General features: G+C 65.7%; 15 protein-coding genes. 5 read left to right on the forward strand and 10 right to left on the reverse strand.

From position 1 onward, the window contains the following. Positions 1-148: 148 nt before the first annotated feature. Together trpD and ACYVD7_RS02250 are read right to left on the reverse strand one after the other, a co-directional pair. On the reverse strand, positions 149-1,183 hold the full coding sequence (gene trpD / locus ACYVD7_RS02245; RefSeq protein ID WP_460758611.1) for an anthranilate phosphoribosyltransferase: 1,035 nt from the start codon (positions 1,181-1,183) through the stop codon (positions 149-151). 93 nt (positions 1,184-1,276) lie between these two features. Then, positions 1,277-1,855: an anthranilate synthase component II gene (locus ACYVD7_RS02250; RefSeq protein ID WP_460758613.1), complete on the reverse strand. Its 579-nt coding sequence runs from the start codon at positions 1,853-1,855 to the stop codon at positions 1,277-1,279. Between the two features lie 126 nt (positions 1,856-1,981). On the opposite strand from ACYVD7_RS02250, the gene ACYVD7_RS02255 reads away from it, so the two are divergent. Next, complete coding sequence (locus tag ACYVD7_RS02255; RefSeq protein WP_460758614.1) at positions 1,982-2,800, forward strand: SDR family oxidoreductase; 819 nt, start codon at positions 1,982-1,984, stop codon at positions 2,798-2,800. A 130-nt stretch (positions 2,801-2,930) separates the two neighbouring features. Here ACYVD7_RS02255 and ACYVD7_RS02260 read toward each other — a convergent pair whose 3' ends face one another. The 4 genes from ACYVD7_RS02260 to ACYVD7_RS02275 all read right to left on the reverse strand — a co-directional run bounded on the left by ACYVD7_RS02260 (position 2,931) and on the right by ACYVD7_RS02275 (position 6,988). Next, positions 2,931-3,632 (reverse strand): hypothetical protein, encoded by a 702-nt coding sequence (locus ACYVD7_RS02260; RefSeq protein ID WP_460758616.1) that lies wholly within the window; start codon positions 3,630-3,632, stop codon positions 2,931-2,933. A 334-nt stretch (positions 3,633-3,966) separates the two neighbouring features. After that, positions 3,967-5,445, reverse strand: coding sequence for an anthranilate synthase component I (trpE, locus tag ACYVD7_RS02265; RefSeq protein WP_460758618.1), 1,479 nt, complete (start codon positions 5,443-5,445; stop codon positions 3,967-3,969). Between the two features lie 362 nt (positions 5,446-5,807). Continuing rightward, the gene (gene rpe, locus ACYVD7_RS02270; RefSeq protein ID WP_460758620.1) at positions 5,808-6,479 is read right to left on the reverse strand and encodes a ribulose-phosphate 3-epimerase; all 672 of its coding nucleotides are present in this window, start codon (positions 6,477-6,479) and stop codon (positions 5,808-5,810) included. 176 nt (positions 6,480-6,655) lie between these two features. Next, positions 6,656-6,988: a J domain-containing protein gene (locus ACYVD7_RS02275; RefSeq protein ID WP_460758621.1), complete on the reverse strand. Its 333-nt coding sequence runs from the start codon at positions 6,986-6,988 to the stop codon at positions 6,656-6,658. A gap of 152 nt (positions 6,989-7,140) precedes the next feature. Here ACYVD7_RS02275 and ACYVD7_RS02280 point away from each other — a divergent pair, with 152 nt between their 5' ends. The 4 genes from ACYVD7_RS02280 (at position 7,141) to ACYVD7_RS02295 (ending at position 9,966) form a co-directional block, all read left to right on the forward strand. Beyond that, entirely contained in the window at positions 7,141-8,073 is a 933-nt protein-coding gene (locus ACYVD7_RS02280; protein WP_460758623.1) for a phosphoribosylaminoimidazolesuccinocarboxamide synthase, read from the forward strand. A gap of 76 nt (positions 8,074-8,149) precedes the next feature. Further along, the gene (locus ACYVD7_RS02285; RefSeq protein WP_460758625.1) at positions 8,150-8,368 is read left to right on the forward strand and encodes a hypothetical protein; all 219 of its coding nucleotides are present in this window, start codon (positions 8,150-8,152) and stop codon (positions 8,366-8,368) included. 60 nt (positions 8,369-8,428) lie between these two features. Then, positions 8,429-8,926: an Mpo1 family 2-hydroxy fatty acid dioxygenase gene (locus ACYVD7_RS02290; RefSeq protein WP_460758626.1), complete on the forward strand. Its 498-nt coding sequence runs from the start codon at positions 8,429-8,431 to the stop codon at positions 8,924-8,926. A 152-nt stretch (positions 8,927-9,078) separates the two neighbouring features. Then, positions 9,079-9,966 carry a DMT family transporter gene (locus ACYVD7_RS02295; RefSeq protein ID WP_460758628.1) on the forward strand — a complete coding sequence of 296 codons (888 nt, stop codon included), beginning with the start codon at positions 9,079-9,081 and terminating at the stop codon, positions 9,964-9,966. A gap of 319 nt (positions 9,967-10,285) precedes the next feature. Here the strand turns inward: ACYVD7_RS02295 and ACYVD7_RS02300 are convergent, their stop codons facing one another. The 4 genes from ACYVD7_RS02300 to nhaA form a co-directional block, all read right to left on the reverse strand. Further along, on the reverse strand, positions 10,286-11,167 hold the full coding sequence (locus ACYVD7_RS02300) for a hypothetical protein (protein WP_460758630.1): 882 nt from the start codon (positions 11,165-11,167) through the stop codon (positions 10,286-10,288). A gap of 678 nt (positions 11,168-11,845) precedes the next feature. After that, positions 11,846-12,541: a HEAT repeat domain-containing protein gene (locus ACYVD7_RS02305; protein WP_460758756.1), complete on the reverse strand. Its 696-nt coding sequence runs from the start codon at positions 12,539-12,541 to the stop codon at positions 11,846-11,848. Positions 12,542-12,593: 52 nt separating this feature from the next. Beyond that, a complete protein-coding gene (locus tag ACYVD7_RS02310; RefSeq protein WP_460758631.1) occupies positions 12,594-13,472 on the reverse strand; it encodes an NAD-dependent epimerase/dehydratase family protein in 879 nt (292 codons plus the stop codon). Further along, entirely contained in the window at positions 13,469-14,707 is a 1,239-nt protein-coding gene (nhaA, locus tag ACYVD7_RS02315) for a Na+/H+ antiporter NhaA (protein ID WP_460758633.1), read from the reverse strand. The genes ACYVD7_RS02310 and nhaA overlap by 4 nt, the downstream gene beginning before the upstream one ends. Positions 14,708-14,712 lie beyond the last annotated feature (5 nt).

Here is a 14,712-nt window from a genome sequence, read left to right on the forward strand (position 1 = left end):
CTTTCGCCGCAGGCGAAGGGGAGGGTTGGGAGGGGTGCTTTTGTTCTTGTCGCCTCGAATGCAAGAACAACAACAAGTGCACTCGCGCTACAGCGCTCGCCACCCCTCCCCGGCCCTCCCCTTCGCTACGCGAAAGGGAGGGAGAAACTCATGCGCCTGCCAGTTGCTGCGTAGCCGCCACGAACTGCTCCAGCTTGGCCCGCGCCGCTCCGGATGCGATCGCCTCGCGCGCACGTACGATGCCATCGGCGATCGAATCGGCGACGCCTGCGACATACAGCGCCGCACCGGCATTGAGTACGACGATCTCCAGCGCCTGCCCGGGCTTGTTGTCCAGCGCACCCAGCAGCATCGCCTTCGATTCGGTGGCATCGGCAACGCGCAGGTTGCGCGAGGCCGCCATGGAGATCCCGAAATCCTCCGGATGCACTTCGTATTCGTGCACCACGCCATCGCGCAGTTCGCCGACCAGCGTGCCGGCGCCGAGCGAAATCTCATCCATGCCGTCGCGCCCCCAGACCACCAGCGCGCGCTGCGCACCCAGCTCCTGCAACACGCGCACCTGGATGCCCACGAGGTCCGGATGGAACACGCCCATCAGGATGTTCGGCGCGCCGGCTGGATTGGTCAGCGGCCCCAGGATGTTGAAGATCGTGCGCACGCCCATCTCGCGGCGCACCGGCGCGACAGCCTTCATCGCGGGGTGGTGCACGGGCGCGAACATGAAGGCGATGCCGCAACGCTCGATGCATTGCGCGACCTGCGTCGGCTGCAGCTCGATGTTCGCGCCCAGCGCTTCAAGCACGTCGGCGCTGCCGGACTTCGACGAAACGCTGCGGTTGCCATGCTTGGCAACCTTCGCGCCGGCCGCTGCCACGACGAACATCGACGCGGTGGAGATGTTGAACGTGTGCGCGCCATCGCCGCCGGTGCCGACGATGTCGACCAGGTTGTCGCGATCGGCCACCTGCACGGGCAGCGCGAACTCACGCAACACCGTTGCCGCGCCGGCGATCTCGCCGACGGTTTCCTTCTTCACCCGCAGGCCGGAGAGGATCGCCGAGGTCATGGTCGGCGAGACTTCGCCGCGCATGATCTGTCGCATCAGATCGACCATTTCGTCATGGAAGATCTCGCGGTGATCGATGGTGCGCTGCAGGGCTTCTTGTGGGGTGATGGGCATTCCGGATTCCGTAGGGCGGGTCTCGACCCGCCGCCTGGCGTTGAGGGATTCCGAATGGCGGGTCAAGACCCGCCCTACGACTTATCGATCGAGTTATCGATCGAGGAAGTTTTTCAGCAACGCATGACCGTGTTCGGTCAGGATCGATTCGGGATGGAACTGCACGCCTTCGACCGGATATTCGCGGTGGCGCAGGCCCATGATCTCGTCGAACGATCCGTCCTCATTGTCCGTCCATGCGGTGATGTCCAGGCAGTCGGGCAGCGTTTCGCGGCGGACCACCAGCGAGTGGTAGCGCGTGGCCTCGTAGCTGTCGGGCAGTCCGGCGAAGACGCCGCGTCCTTCGTGGCGGATGCGCGAGGTCTTGCCGTGCATGATGGTCTTGGCGCGGATGACTTCGCCGCCGTAAACCTGCCCCAGCGCCTGGTGGCCCAGGCATACGCCGAACACCGGCGTATGCGGACCCAGTTCGCGGATCACGTCCAGCGAAACGCCGGCCTGGTCGGGTGTGCCGGGGCCGGGGGAAATCATGATGCGTTCCGGCGCCAGGGCGCGGATCTCTTCGACGGTCAGCGCGTCATTGCGCACAACCTTCACCTCGGCACCCAGCGTCTGCAGGTACTGCACGAGGTTGAAGGTGAAGCTGTCGTAGTTGTCGATCATCAACAACATGGGACTCCTTGCTCCATTTCCGCTCGGGGGCGCGGATGGGGCCGGCAGGATATCGTATGCGCCTGCCCTGCGCTGGCGCATGGTCTTATGAACATTTCGCCGGCCACTTGCTGACGGAGCCGCGCCATGTCCCAGACGATTTCTTTCTCCGATTCCCACGTCTTCGTGGCCGGCGGCACCAGTGGCATCAACCTGGGCGTGGCCGAGGCCTTCGCCCGCGCCGGCGCCCGGGTGAGCGTGCTCTCGCGCTCGCAGGACAAGGTGGATGCCGCGGTGGCACGGCTGCGCGCGCTGGGTTCGGAGGCGGCGGGTTTCGCGGCCGACGTACGCGATTACCCGGCGGTGGAAGCCGCCCTGCGCGCTGCATCCGAGGCCGGTGGCGGGATCGACGTGCTGGTGTCCGGGGCGGCGGGCAATTTCCCCGCGCCCGCATTGGGCATGTCGGCCAATGCCTTCCGCACCGTGGTCGACATCGACCTGCTGGGCACGTTCAACGTGCTGCGCGCGGCATTCGAATTCCTGCGCAAGCCCGGCGCCAGCGTGATCAACATCTCCGCACCGCAGGCCTTCCAGCCGATGGAACTGCAGATGCACGTGTGCGCGGCGAAGGCCGGCGTCGACATGATCACCCGCGTCGGTGCCATGGAGTGGGGACCGGCCGGCGTGCGGGTGAATTCGGTAGTGCCGGGGCCGATCGCGGATACCGAAGGCATGAAACGCCTCGCGCCGACGCCACAACTGGAGCAACTGGTCAGCGATAGCGTCCCGCTGCGGCGCTTCGGGCAGGCCAGCGAAGTCGCCGATGCCTGCCTGTGGCTGGCTTCACCGATGGCGGCGTATGTGACCGGCGCGGTGATTCCGGTCGACGGTGGCTGGTCACTGGGTGGCACCGCGGTGAGCGGGGACGCGTTGAATCGGGCGTTCAGCGCAATGGCGAAGGGGTGACTGTGTCGCTCCGGTGTTGGTAGTGCCGCCGGCACCGCCATTCCCGCGGCGGAGCCACAGCGTACCGAGGCGGCAACTGCGGCCGAGCGGCCGCCCTGCAGGCGCGGCCGCGGCGCACTGACCCGCGGACTCAACCCGCGCTGCTGCCGCGACGCAACGGCACCGGCGCCGTGGCGATGCGACCCTTCAGGTCGACCATGTCGCCGGGCGACACCACCAGGTACTGGATCAGTTGTTCGGCCAGGTCGATCAGGTGCTGGGCGGTGACCTTGTCGATCGCGGCTTCATCGTCGAAATGGCGGCCGAACGCACCATCGGAGGCCATCAGCTGGGCGATGTCCTGCAGCGGCCGGGACAGGTCGACGTCGTGCGACAGCGCGTCCAGCTGGCGGGGCAACGGTTGTTCGCGCTTGTCCGCCGGCAGCAGCCGCGCGGCGAGGCCTTCCAGCAGGTGCCGAACGGTCAGCGCGGCAGGGCCCCATTCGGCGTGGTTGTAGAGCTTCAGCGCGGAGTCGTAACTGCGCGCCAGCGGGCCGGACAGCACCTGCAGGTGCTCGATCCCGGCCATCGGCTTGCGGCCACCGGGCTGGGGATGGGTGTAGAGCGATCCGGGACGGCTGCCGCCGAACTCGTCCACCAGCTGCACCAGCAGTGCCTCGAACTCGCAGCGGGTGCAGGTCATTTCCGTGGCGACGATCTGGCGCCCGTGCTCCTGCCAGGGCCGCGCCTCGAACATCGATTTCTCATTGCAGTGCGGGCAGATCAGTTCGACTGATCGTGCGAATCCGTTCGCGAAGCGAGCTTTGATGCTGCTGTCCGGAATCAGATGCATGGCGCACTCCCTCGAGATCACGCGACTGGCATCGGTCGGTACTGCTGGCCGCAGTGAACCGCGCCTTCTGTGAATAAAACGTTGAGGGAGGACGACAACGGCCGCAACGGGGGGTTTCACCCAGTCGATCCGGCCCGTTCAGATAGAAGCTAGAACGGAATTTGCGGCAATAGACGGCAAATGATGGCCGCGAGTGGCTTCCATCAGCCACCGATTATCGCTTCGCTAGCCACCTAGCGCTTGATGCTCGCCGTCAACGGCTTGCCGTCAGCCGAATATTTCCTTGCCGGTAACGGCTTTCCGGTTGCTGATGACCATTTCCCCGACAAACGCCCTACAGCCCCCGCGCCGCCTCGGCCACCGCGCGGAACAGCGCGCGGCCCTTGTTCATCGTCTCCTCCCACTCTTTCTGCGGATCGGAGTCGTAGACGATGCCGGCGCCGGCCTGCACGTGCAGCTGGCCATCCTGGATGACGGCGGTGCGGATCGCGATGGCGGTATCGGCATCGCCGTGCCAGCCGATGTAGCCGACGGCGCCGGAATAGACGTTGCGGCGGATCGGTTCCAGCTCGCGGATCACTTCCAGCGCACGCACCTTGGGCGCGCCGCTGACCGTGCCGGCGGGGAAGGTCGCGCGCAGCACGTCGGCGTAGCTCATGCCGTCCTTCAGCTTGCCGGTGACTTCGCTGACGATGTGCATGACGTGGCTGTAGCGTTCGATCACGAACTGCTCGCCCACTTCCACCGTGCCAGGCCGTGCGACACGACCAACGTCGTTGCGACCCAGGTCGATCAGCATCAGGTGCTCGGCGCGTTCCTTCGGATCGGCGAGCAGTTCGGCTTCCAGCGCCAGGTCCTCCTCGACGGTGGCGCCGCGCGGGCGCGTGCCGGCGATCGGGCGCACGGTGATCTCGTCGCCCTGCTGGCGGACAAGAATCTCCGGCGACGAACCCACCACCTGCGTTCCGCCGACATCGAGGAAATACATGTACGGCGAAGGATTCAGTGCACGCAACGCCCGGTACACATCCACCGGCCGCGCGCGGTACGGCACGCTCAGGCGCTGGCTCAGCACGACCTGGAAGATGTCGCCGGCGCGGATCAGTTCCTTCGACTTCTCCACCGCGTTGATGAAGCCTTCGCGGGTGAAGCCGGAAACGAAATCGCCTTCCTCCAGGCCATTGGGATCACGTGTTTCCGGGTAACCCGGGCCACCCTGGCGCAGGCGATGGGTGAGTTCGTCCAGGCGTCGTTGCGCGCGCGCATACGCACGCGGCTCGCGCGGGTCGGCGTGGACGATCAGGTACAGGCGACCCTTGAGGTTGTCGAACACCGCCAGCTCTTCGCTGAGCATGAGCAGGATGTCGGGCGTGCCCAGTTCGTCGGGCTTGTCGCCACCAGCCAGGCGCGGCTCGATGTACTGCACGCATTCGAAACCGAACCAGCCGACCAGTCCGCCGGTGAAACCGGGCAGGCCTTCGATCTTGGGCACGCTGTGCGCGGCGCGCAGGCGTTCGACTTCGGCGAAGGGATCGGCGACCTCGCGGCTGGCGACCAGTTCGCCGTCCTCGGTCTCGAACAGCGTGTGGCCGGCGAAGGCATACACGCGTCGCGCCGGCAGGCCGATGATCGAGTAGCGACCGAAGCGTTCACCGCCTTCGACCGATTCGAACAAGTAGGTGTGCGGGCCGTCGGCGAGTTTCAGGTATACCGACAGCGGCGTGTCCAGGTCGGAGAAGACCTCGCGGACAACGGGAATGCGCGTGTGGCCGGCGTCGGCGAGCTGGCGGAACTGGTCGGCGTCGAGCTGCATGGCGGAAAGCGCTGGAGACGGCGGGGCAGTATGCCATCGCCCGCGCCGGGTTCCGGCCACGACGCGCTCCGGCAGCTCATGGCGATTCGTCACACGGATGTCATCGCGCGCCCGGAGTATGAGAGTCCATTCTCAAGGATGACGGGCGGAGGCGGGATTGCCTCCAATTTTCCAGGAAGCCGGTGTCGCGCAAGCGGCATCGGCTTTCTTTTTGGTCGCCGCGCATCGCCCTGCAAGGCGACTGCACTGAAGTAATACAGCCCGCACGTTGTCATGGGGCGGGTCTCGACCCGCCTGCAATGAGTCCGCACCTTGGGTGGCGGGTCAAGACCCGCCCTACGGGAAACAGCTCAACGCACGCCTCAACGCACGCCGGCCACCGCCGCCTTCATCCGACGGATCACATCCGCATAGTCCGGCGCATTGAAGATCGCCGAACCCGCAACGAAAGTGTCCGCACCCGCGGCAGCGATTTCCGCGATGTTGTCGGCCTTCACGCCGCCGTCGATTTCAAGGCGGATCGACTTGCCGCTGCGGTCGATCATTTCGCGCACGCGACGCAGCTTGGTCAGCGCGGACGGAATGAAGGACTGGCCGCCGAAGCCGGGATTCACCGACATCAGCAGCACCAGGTCCAGCTCATCGAGCACGTAGTCCAGCACTTCCACTGGCGTCGCCGGATTGAGCACCAGGCCCGCCTGGCAACCGAGCGATTTGATCAGCTGCACCGTGCGATGCACGTGCGCGCTGGCTTCGGGGTGGAAGCTGATCAGCGTGGCGCCCGCCTTCGCGAAATCGGGAACGATGCGATCCACCGGCTCCACCATCAGGTGCACGTCGATCGGCGCGGTCACGCCATGCTTGCGCAAGGCTTCGCACACCATCGGCCCGATGGTCAGGTTGGGGACGTAGTGGTTGTCCATCACGTCGAAGTGCACCCAGTCGGCGCCGGCCTGGAGGACGTTGTCGACTTCCTCGCCGAGCTTGGCGAAGTTGGCGGAAAGGATGGACGGGGCGATGACGGTGGATTGCATGGCAGGGCTCAATGAAGGCGAAGGGTGTACTTCTTCCTGGAGGCGCAGGGAGGGCTTGCTGTTTGCATCCGTCCAGGCGCTCGTTGTTTTGCTGCTTTCGGCCGCCGGTGCGGCTTCAACAGTTCCGTTGCGCTGTGTCGCCGGCCGATCCCTCGCCAAGCTCGCGAAGGCGATTCCTACTTCCGCCGCAACTGCCGGATCCGGTCGTAGGCTGAATTGATCTCGCGCGACTTGGCCTCGGCCTGGCGACGCAGCTCCACCGCCGCGCCGGCCATCCGGTCGGGGTGGTACTGCGAGATCAGCCTGCGGTAGGCCTGGTCGATGTCGGCGTCGCTGGCCTCGTCGGTCAGGCCGAACACGGCATAGGGGTTGTCGCGGCGCAGCGTGAACCAGTCCGAATCGAAGGCGTGGCCGACCAGCAGGCCGATCAACGCGCCCAGCAGCGGATTGGCGCGGAGCAGTTCTGCGCCGGCAATGAACCCCAGCAATTTGCCGTACCAGCGCTTCATCGGAAGGGGGCCATCGGTGCGGGAGACGGGTCGCGTGGCGAAGGAGCGCAGTTTACCTGCAAGGCCCGCCCGACCGGCGTACACTGCCCGGCCCTGTCGCGCCCGCGCGCGCGGTGCTGGCGACGGGGCCGAGTCCATCCGAGGGCCACACGTTGTCCACGACGCTGCTTCAATCCGATCTCCCCGGCCTGCACCTGCGCCATCGCGGCAAGGTCCGCGACGTCTTCGACCTGCCGACCGAGCGCCTGCCCAGCGGCGCGCCATCCTCGTCCGACGGCTACTTGCTGATGGTCGCCAGCGACCGTCTGAGCGCGTTCGACGTGGTGCTGCCCGACCCGTTCCCGGGCAAGGGCGAGATGCTGTGCCAGATCAGCAACTTCTGGTTCGGCGAGACCGAACACATCATCCGCAATCACCTCACCGGGATAGACGTGGCCGACGTGCTGCCAGCCGGCGTGGATCCTGCGGTGTACACGAAGCGTTCGGTCGTGACGAAGAGGCTCAAGCCCGTACCGGTCGAATGCATCGCCCGCGGTTACGTGATCGGCAGCGGCTGGAAGGATTACCAGCGCACCGGCCGCATCAGCGGCATCGCCCTGCCCTCCGGCCTGCGCCAGGCCGAACAGCTGGCCGAACCGATCTTCACCCCGTCGACCAAGGCCGCCGTGGGCGACCACGATGAGAACATCGACTTCGACACCGTGGTGAAGACCGTCGGCGCCGATCTCGCCGAACAGGTGCGCGACGCGACGCTGCGCCTGTACACCTTTGCCCGCGACTACGCGGCGCAGCGCGGCATCCTGCTGGCCGATACCAAGTTTGAGTTCGGCACCGACTCCGACGGCCGCCTGCATGTGATGGACGAGATGCTGACGCCGGATTCGTCGCGCTACTGGCCGGCGGACGAGTACCAGGTCGGCACCAGCCCGCCGAGCTACGACAAGCAGATCGTCCGCGATTACCTGGAGACGCTGGATTGGGACAAGTCCCCGCCCGGTCCGCGCCTGCCGCCGGAAGTGATCGAACGCACCCGCGCCCGTTACGCCGAGGCGCTGCAGAAGCTCGCGGGAATCAGCATCGACTGATGTGTTGCCATGGTCCCGGCGCTGCGCCGGGACCCGTGGTGCGAAGCAGCCCCTCATCACCGGGAGCATGCCGGGAATGTATGAACTGATTGCCGCGGGAGCCGGACTGGGCCTGGGCGCGTGGTTCGTGCTGGCGGCCGACGCGACCTATCGCGCCCGGATCGGCGTCGCCGCGTTGCTCATCCTCGCGATCACGCTGCGGTTCGCGTTCGGCCAACTGCTCGCAGCCAGCCTGCTGTTCGCTGCCATCGCACTGGGCGTTGCCTTTTTCCGCCGCTTCCATGGCGATCGCTGATGCGCCGCGCCCGTCGGGCATACTCTCCCGCATTGACGCATGCCCTTGCCGGAGATCCGCATGAGCGCTTCCGAACCCGCTTCCCATTCCCCCGAACGCCCCATCGACCGCTGGTTCGCCAGCTACTCCAGCGATCATCGCAACCCGACCAACCAGCTGATCCACGTGGTCTGCGTGCCCGCGATCCTGTGGAGCGTGGTCGCCCTGCTTTGGTGCCTGCCTTCGCCGGGCACCTGGTTCCGCCAGGGCCTGTGGGCGGCGCTGTCGATGTTTGCGGCCTGGATGTTCTATTACCGCGCTTCGCGCCCGCTCGGGTTGGGCATGCTGGCGCAGTTCGTGCTGATGGCCTTCCTCACCCGCTGGCTGCACGACCGGCTCGGCACTACGCAACTGTTCCAGCTCGCGATAGCGGTATTCGTGGTCGCGTGGATCGGGCAGTTCGTAGGGCACAAGATCGAAGGCCGCAAGCCGAGTTTCCTCACCGACCTCACCTACCTGCTGATCGGTCCAGCGTGGGTGGTGGCGAAGCTGTACCGGAAGATGGGCTGGCAGTACTGAGTGCAATCAGCCGCCGTTGACGCGCTGCGCGAGGCCCGAAGCCAGCGCATCCCACCTGCATCTTTTCGTCATCCGCATTCAAGCGATCACCGCACAGCGGGCCAGGCGTGAATGACGGCCGACATGAAGCATCACCACGAGCAACACAGCCCATGCCCGCACGCGACCTCGCCCTCGTCCTGCTGATCTGCGTCGCCTGGGCCGGCAACTTCCTCACCTCCGCGACGGCGCTGCGCGAGATCCCGCCCTTCCTGTTCACCGCGCTGCGTTTCGGGTTTCTTGCGCTGCCGCTGGTGTTCTTCATCAAGCGTCCGCCGGCCGGGCAATGGCCTCGGCTGCTTGCGGTGTGCCTGTGCGTGGGCGTGCTGCATTTCGGCCTGAGCTTCACCGCGCTCAAGCTTGCCGGCGACCTGTCGTCGCCCGCTATCGTGATGCAGAGCTACGTGCCGATGACGACGCTGCTGGCGTGGTGGGTGCTGGGCGAACGCTTCGCCTGGCGCACCGGACTGGCGATCGCGGTGAGCTTCGCCGGCGTGCTGGTGCTGGGCTTCGATCCGCTGGTACTGGACCGGCCGATGTCGCTGCTGCTGATGCTGGTGTCGGCGCTGTTCCTGGCCATCGGCACGGTGCTGATGAAGGGGCTGCGCGGGCTGGACGTGTTCAGCCAGCAAGGCTGGATGGCGCTGATCAGCGTGCTGCCGCTGTTCGCGATCAGCGCGTGGCTGGAACCCGGCGGAATCGCGAACCTGCCGTACGTCAGCGCCGTCGCATGGTTCGGCGCGATCTACGCGGCGTTCGTCGCGTCACTGCTTGGCCACGGCCTGTTCTACGTCCTGGTGCAGCGCCACCCGGTCGCGCAGGTCACCCCGTGGCTTCTGCTGGTGCCGGTGCTGGCGATTGCGTTGGGTATTGCCTTCTGGGGCGACCGACCGGGTCCACGCCTGTGGATTGGCGGCGCGATGGTGCTGGGCGGCGTGCTGATCATCGCCCTGCGTGCGATCGCGAAGGCCCGTACGCCGGCTGCTGCGGAGACGCTATAGGGCGGGCCTTGGCCCGCCGCATGGGTCGCCCGGATGGCGGGTCAAGACCCGCCCTACGTCCCCAGTTTGTCGAATGCCGGGTGGTGGGCCGAGACCCGCATTCGCCTCCACGTCGCCGTCGTCATCCCCGCGCGACTCGAACATCCGCGCTTCGGCATGAACCCGCGCGGCGCGTAATGGAACACGCTGCGCCGGCGTGGGATCGAACACCAGGTCGATGCGCGTGCGCACCATCGTGAATGGGCCATTCGCCACCGTAAGCTCGAAGGCCGCATGCCAAGTTGTTCCGCTGATCGGCCCGGAGGGCGATCTCCAAGCTTTACCTCGGGCTCGGCTGGGAGCACTGAAGCCCCCCCGGCGACGAGGTTCGCGCGATTCCGTCATCGCCCTGCGATTCCAACAAGCGCAATCGCTCCCTGAGCAAGTCGATGAACTGCCCGGGCTGGTCCAGCCCTAGCGCCAACTTGGACGCGGATCGTCCAAACACCGTCTGCACCGGGACATTCAGTTCCAGACCCACGTTTGGCGCGCCGAATCCAACGAGTTTGACCGGGTACTGGTGGGCATCAACGATGCTGGCGCTGGATACGCGCTCGATCTCTTTGAGCTGTATGACGAAACTGTGCATCACGCCGTAGCGCACGTGCACCGCCTCGTCGAGCACAGAGATGGGGCGCAGCTTGGTCGCTCGCCACTCGGCGAACAGCCAGAAGGCCGCATACATGGACAGGAAGAAGATCACCCAGCGCCAGAAATCACTGACGATGAAACCCAGGAAGAAGTGCGCGATCGGCAGCTCGATCAGCATCAGGAAGATGAAAATCTTCTGCATCTGCGCGTTGTCGCCCTGCGCTGCGTAGGAGAAGTTGACTCCCTCCCACTGGCCCGGGCGCGAGCGCTTCAGGCCATACAACCAGACCCGAACCTCGGTCATCAGTAGAGAACGCACCACACCTTCGGGGAGCCATCGTAGCTCCCCGGAAATGCGACGCTCACTCTCCTCCGCCGTTTCGCGGAACACCCAGCGGAATATCCACGCGACGACAGCCAGTTCAAAAAGCAGGAACCCTCCCATGGCTCCCCACTTGACCGTCTTCAGTACCCGGCTGACCAATGCATCCGGTGCGAAATAGGCCAAGGCGAACGTCGCCACGGACAGCCCAAGCAGGGCAAACCGCAATGTGGTCTTGCGCTTAGGCATGAGGCTCGGCGGGCTGCAGGTGTGCCGGCAAGGTTCGCGCCAGGGCGAGGGTCCTGTCCATATCCCCACGGTCGATCTGGAGGAGCTTGCGGATCGCCGTGCTACGGGTGCGCATGCAACGATGTTCCCGGGCTGTTTCACGAAGCAGGTCGATCATTTCGGCATTGTGGAACTTGCCGGCAACTTCGATGAACTTGACGCGAAGGTTGTCGATCGAGTCGACGAACCCTGTAATCAGCTCCCGCTTGACATCAAAGACATACTGCGGAATCAGAGGATTGTCCTTCCGATGCACCAATAGGTTCAGGGACACCGAAAAGGACTGGGGCGGCAGCTGGATGTGGATGTCCTTGCTGGGCCTGAAGAACATCACCTTGCTGCAGTCGAGCGTCGTCCTTTCCAGGAAAGTGAGGCCAACCTGCTCGCCGGGATATCCGGTTGTTGACTGCGCATCGTATTCGTAGATGACGGTTTCGTATCCTGGGCCGTGGTAACCCACGGTCAGGAACGGAAAGTTGTGGTCGTGCGCCAGCTGGTAGGACAGCAGAGCGGCTTCGTCCTCGCCGGCACGGCCGCTGGTGCGCACCGGGGCCCAGAAGTTGGCGCGCAACTTGAAGATTCCATCTTCGGTTTGGCCCAGCAGCGCGCTTTGCATGCTGTAGAACCCGTGACCAGAGCCTAGGACTTCCGCGCGCAGGTAGTCGTTGACGAAGTCGACGAGGAAGGTTCGATTATTGCTGAGCATCGCCAGCGCGTCGGCTGCTGCGACGATACTTTCGTCCGATTCCGGATCGACGTGGCGCGCGGCATGGTCCAGGAACTCTGACGGCCCCATGACGTCGGTGGTGCGGGGATAGAGACTGATCGCCATGGTTGGTTCACCGCCCGGTTGGCGGCGGCCCTGATGTGAGGATGCGGATCGTTGAGAAACGGCTCGAATGCCGCCAGCGCCAGCTCGGGTGCCAGTTCATTGAGGACCTGCAGCGCTTTCCAGCGGACGTGGTGGCTCTTGGCGCCCAAGAACCTTTCGACCGTCGACGCCACCTTGGCATCACCAAGGTTTCCGAGGGCATCCAGGGCCGTCATCAGCTGGTCATCGACCTGGTTGGCGCTGGAGATATTCCACGCCCTCAGGGTGGACCGATCGAATGACCACGTGAAGTCGCGCTTGACCGGCGACATGGCCTTCATCACCAGGCAGTCAGGCAGCGCCGAATGGAAGTCGTAAACGTCGGTGGCACCGTTGATGACCAGCGTCTGCCCCGGCTGGAGCATGCCGCTTCCAGTAGCCACGAGTTGCTTCGCAGGATCCAGTACGTCCAACCTGACGTCCTGCGGCATCGCAAAGCGATCGAACGCCACGCCTTCATCCATCGTCGCCACGACCGCGTCCTTGGCGATGGAACTGAGCGAGTGCGCAGATCCGCTACGCTTCGTCGTCCCCGCGCGACTCGAACATCCGCGCCGTCGGCATGAACCCGCGCGGCGCGTAACCGAAATCACGCTGCGCCGGCGCTGGATCGAACACCAGGTCTGTGCGCATGCGTACCACCGCCGCTTCGCCCAGGCCGGTGCCGCGACCGCTAAGCCGCGCCATCATCAGCGCCAGATTGAATAGCGGCGAAGGCAGTTCCACCAGCGTCGGTGGCGAAGGCTCCAGCACTGACAGCACGCGCCGCACCATGTCGCGATAGGCAATCGTCTCGCCGCCTGGCAATGCATAGGTCCGGCCATGCGTGGCTATGCTGTCGATCGCGGCGAATGCTGCCGCAGCCAGGTCGTCCACGTGCACCGGCTGGCGCAGGCCATTCGCGCCACGCGGGAGCGGGAAGCGTCCCCACTCCTGCGCCAGCTGCGCGATGCGCGTCAGCGTGGCGTCCCGCCCGGCACCGTAGACGAGTGTGGGTCGCAGCATCGTCACCGCGGCAGCGCGTGCGGCGGCGCTGGCGAACACGCCCTGCTCGCCTTCGCGCAGGCGCTGGGCAACGTCGCGTTCGTGCGGATCGGCGGAACCGCGCTTGACCTCGATGCTGGTGGAACCGAACGCCACCACGCGCTCGCATTCCAGCGACGACAGCGCATACCACTTCGCGAATTCATCCAGCGGCCCGCAGCTGAGGATCACATCGACCTGCTGCGGCAACGCCGGCATGTCGCCGAATTCGCCACGCAACCACGTCAGCCCCGAACGGTCGGTCCGCTCCTGCCGCGACAGCGCGGTGACGCGCCAGCCATCGCGCACCAGCCGTCCCAGCAAGGGACGTCCGATCTGACCGCTGCCGCCGAAGACCAGCGCGTGCTTCATGCCCGGTCGTCTGCCTGCCGCGCCGGCAACACGACGCGCAACCACGCGTAGCCGATCACCGCCGCGATCACCGAGGCGGCGAAGATGCCCAGCACCGATTCCTCGTAGCGCAGACGGTCGTGGTAGGCCAGCGACCCGATGAACAGACTCATCGTGAAACCAATGCCGCACAGCGCACCGAGCCCGAGCATCGCGCGCACGTCCATGCCCGCGGGGAAGCGCGCCCAGCCCAGCGCGCGCATCGCGAACGCCGCACCGAGAATGCCGATCGGCTTGCCGACCACCAAGCCGATCGCGATGCCCAGTGGCAGCGTCGCCAGCGCGTCTTCCATGCGCAGGCCGCCCAGCACCAGTCCCGCGTTGGCGAAGGCGAATACGGGCAGGATCAGGTACGCCACCCATGGATGCAGCGCGTGCTCCAGGGTTTCCAGCGGCGAGTGTTCGATCTCGTCTGGCACCGTGTTGTGTTTGTCGACGTGTGGAACGAGCAGACCCGTGGCCACGCCGGCGAGCGTCGCGTGCACCCCGGACTTGAGCACGCACACCCACAGCACCACACCGAGCATGAGGTACGGCCACAGCGCAGTGACCTTGAAGCGGTTGAGCGCCAACATCACCGCCAGCACCGCTACCGCCAGCCCCAACGCGATGAAATTCATGCCGTGCGAATAGAAGATGGCGATGATCAGGATCGCGATCAGGTCGTCGACGACCGCGATGGTGGAGAGCAGCAGCTTCATCCCCACCGGCACGCGGGAGCCGAGCAGCGCCAGCACGCCGAGCGCGAAGGCGATGTCGGTTGCCGTCGGCACCGCCCAGCCGCGCATCGCCGCGCCGTCGCCGTGGTTGAAACCCGTGAACAGCAGCGCCGGCACCACGACGCCCGCCATCGCGCACACCAGCGGCAGGATCAGCTGTTCGCGTCCGGCCAATTGCCCGCTGAGCGTCTCGCGCTTGATCTCCAGCGCGACCAGCAGGAAGAAGATCGCCATCAGGCCGTCGTTGATCCACAGCAGCAATGGCTTGACGAGCTTGAAGTCGCCCGCACCCACGGTCAGCGGCAGGTCGCGCAGGGCTTCGTAGCTGGCCAGCAACGGCGAGTTGGCGGCGATCAACGCCAGCACCGCCGCGCCGATCAGCATCACGCCGCCAGCCGCTTCCAGGCGGAAGAACTCGACCAGCGAGTGCAGCGCGCGCGGCAAGCGCCGCTTCGACGACAGCCGTGTTCCTGTCATGCGCT

It is taken from the genome of Lysobacter fragariae (genome assembly GCF_054779775.1).

Excerpts from the sequence above, each read along its gene's own strand:
- trpD (WP_460758611.1), bottom strand. The coding sequence starts at position 1,183 with ATGCCCATCACCCCACAAGAAGCCCTGCAGCGCACCATCGATCACCGC.
- ACYVD7_RS02250 (WP_460758613.1), bottom strand. The coding sequence starts at position 1,855 with ATGTTGTTGATGATCGACAACTACGACAGCTTCACCTTCAACCTCGTG.
- ACYVD7_RS02255 (WP_460758614.1), top strand. The coding sequence starts at position 1,982 with ATGTCCCAGACGATTTCTTTCTCCGATTCCCACGTCTTCGTGGCCGGC.
- ACYVD7_RS02260 (WP_460758616.1), bottom strand. The coding sequence starts at position 3,632 with ATGCATCTGATTCCGGACAGCAGCATCAAAGCTCGCTTCGCGAACGGA.
- trpE (WP_460758618.1), bottom strand. The coding sequence starts at position 5,445 with ATGCAGCTCGACGCCGACCAGTTCCGCCAGCTCGCCGACGCCGGCCAC.
- rpe (WP_460758620.1), bottom strand. The coding sequence starts at position 6,479 with ATGCAATCCACCGTCATCGCCCCGTCCATCCTTTCCGCCAACTTCGCC.
- ACYVD7_RS02275 (WP_460758621.1), bottom strand. The coding sequence starts at position 6,988 with ATGAAGCGCTGGTACGGCAAATTGCTGGGGTTCATTGCCGGCGCAGAA.
- ACYVD7_RS02285 (WP_460758625.1), top strand. The coding sequence starts at position 8,150 with ATGTATGAACTGATTGCCGCGGGAGCCGGACTGGGCCTGGGCGCGTGG.
- ACYVD7_RS02290 (WP_460758626.1), top strand. The coding sequence starts at position 8,429 with ATGAGCGCTTCCGAACCCGCTTCCCATTCCCCCGAACGCCCCATCGAC.
- ACYVD7_RS02295 (WP_460758628.1), top strand. The coding sequence starts at position 9,079 with ATGCCCGCACGCGACCTCGCCCTCGTCCTGCTGATCTGCGTCGCCTGG.
- ACYVD7_RS02300 (WP_460758630.1), bottom strand. The coding sequence starts at position 11,167 with ATGCCTAAGCGCAAGACCACATTGCGGTTTGCCCTGCTTGGGCTGTCC.
- ACYVD7_RS02305 (WP_460758756.1), bottom strand. The coding sequence starts at position 12,541 with ATGGATGAAGGCGTGGCGTTCGATCGCTTTGCGATGCCGCAGGACGTC.
- ACYVD7_RS02310 (WP_460758631.1), bottom strand. The coding sequence starts at position 13,472 with ATGAAGCACGCGCTGGTCTTCGGCGGCAGCGGTCAGATCGGACGTCCC.
- nhaA (WP_460758633.1), bottom strand. The coding sequence starts at position 14,707 with ATGACAGGAACACGGCTGTCGTCGAAGCGGCGCTTGCCGCGCGCGCTG.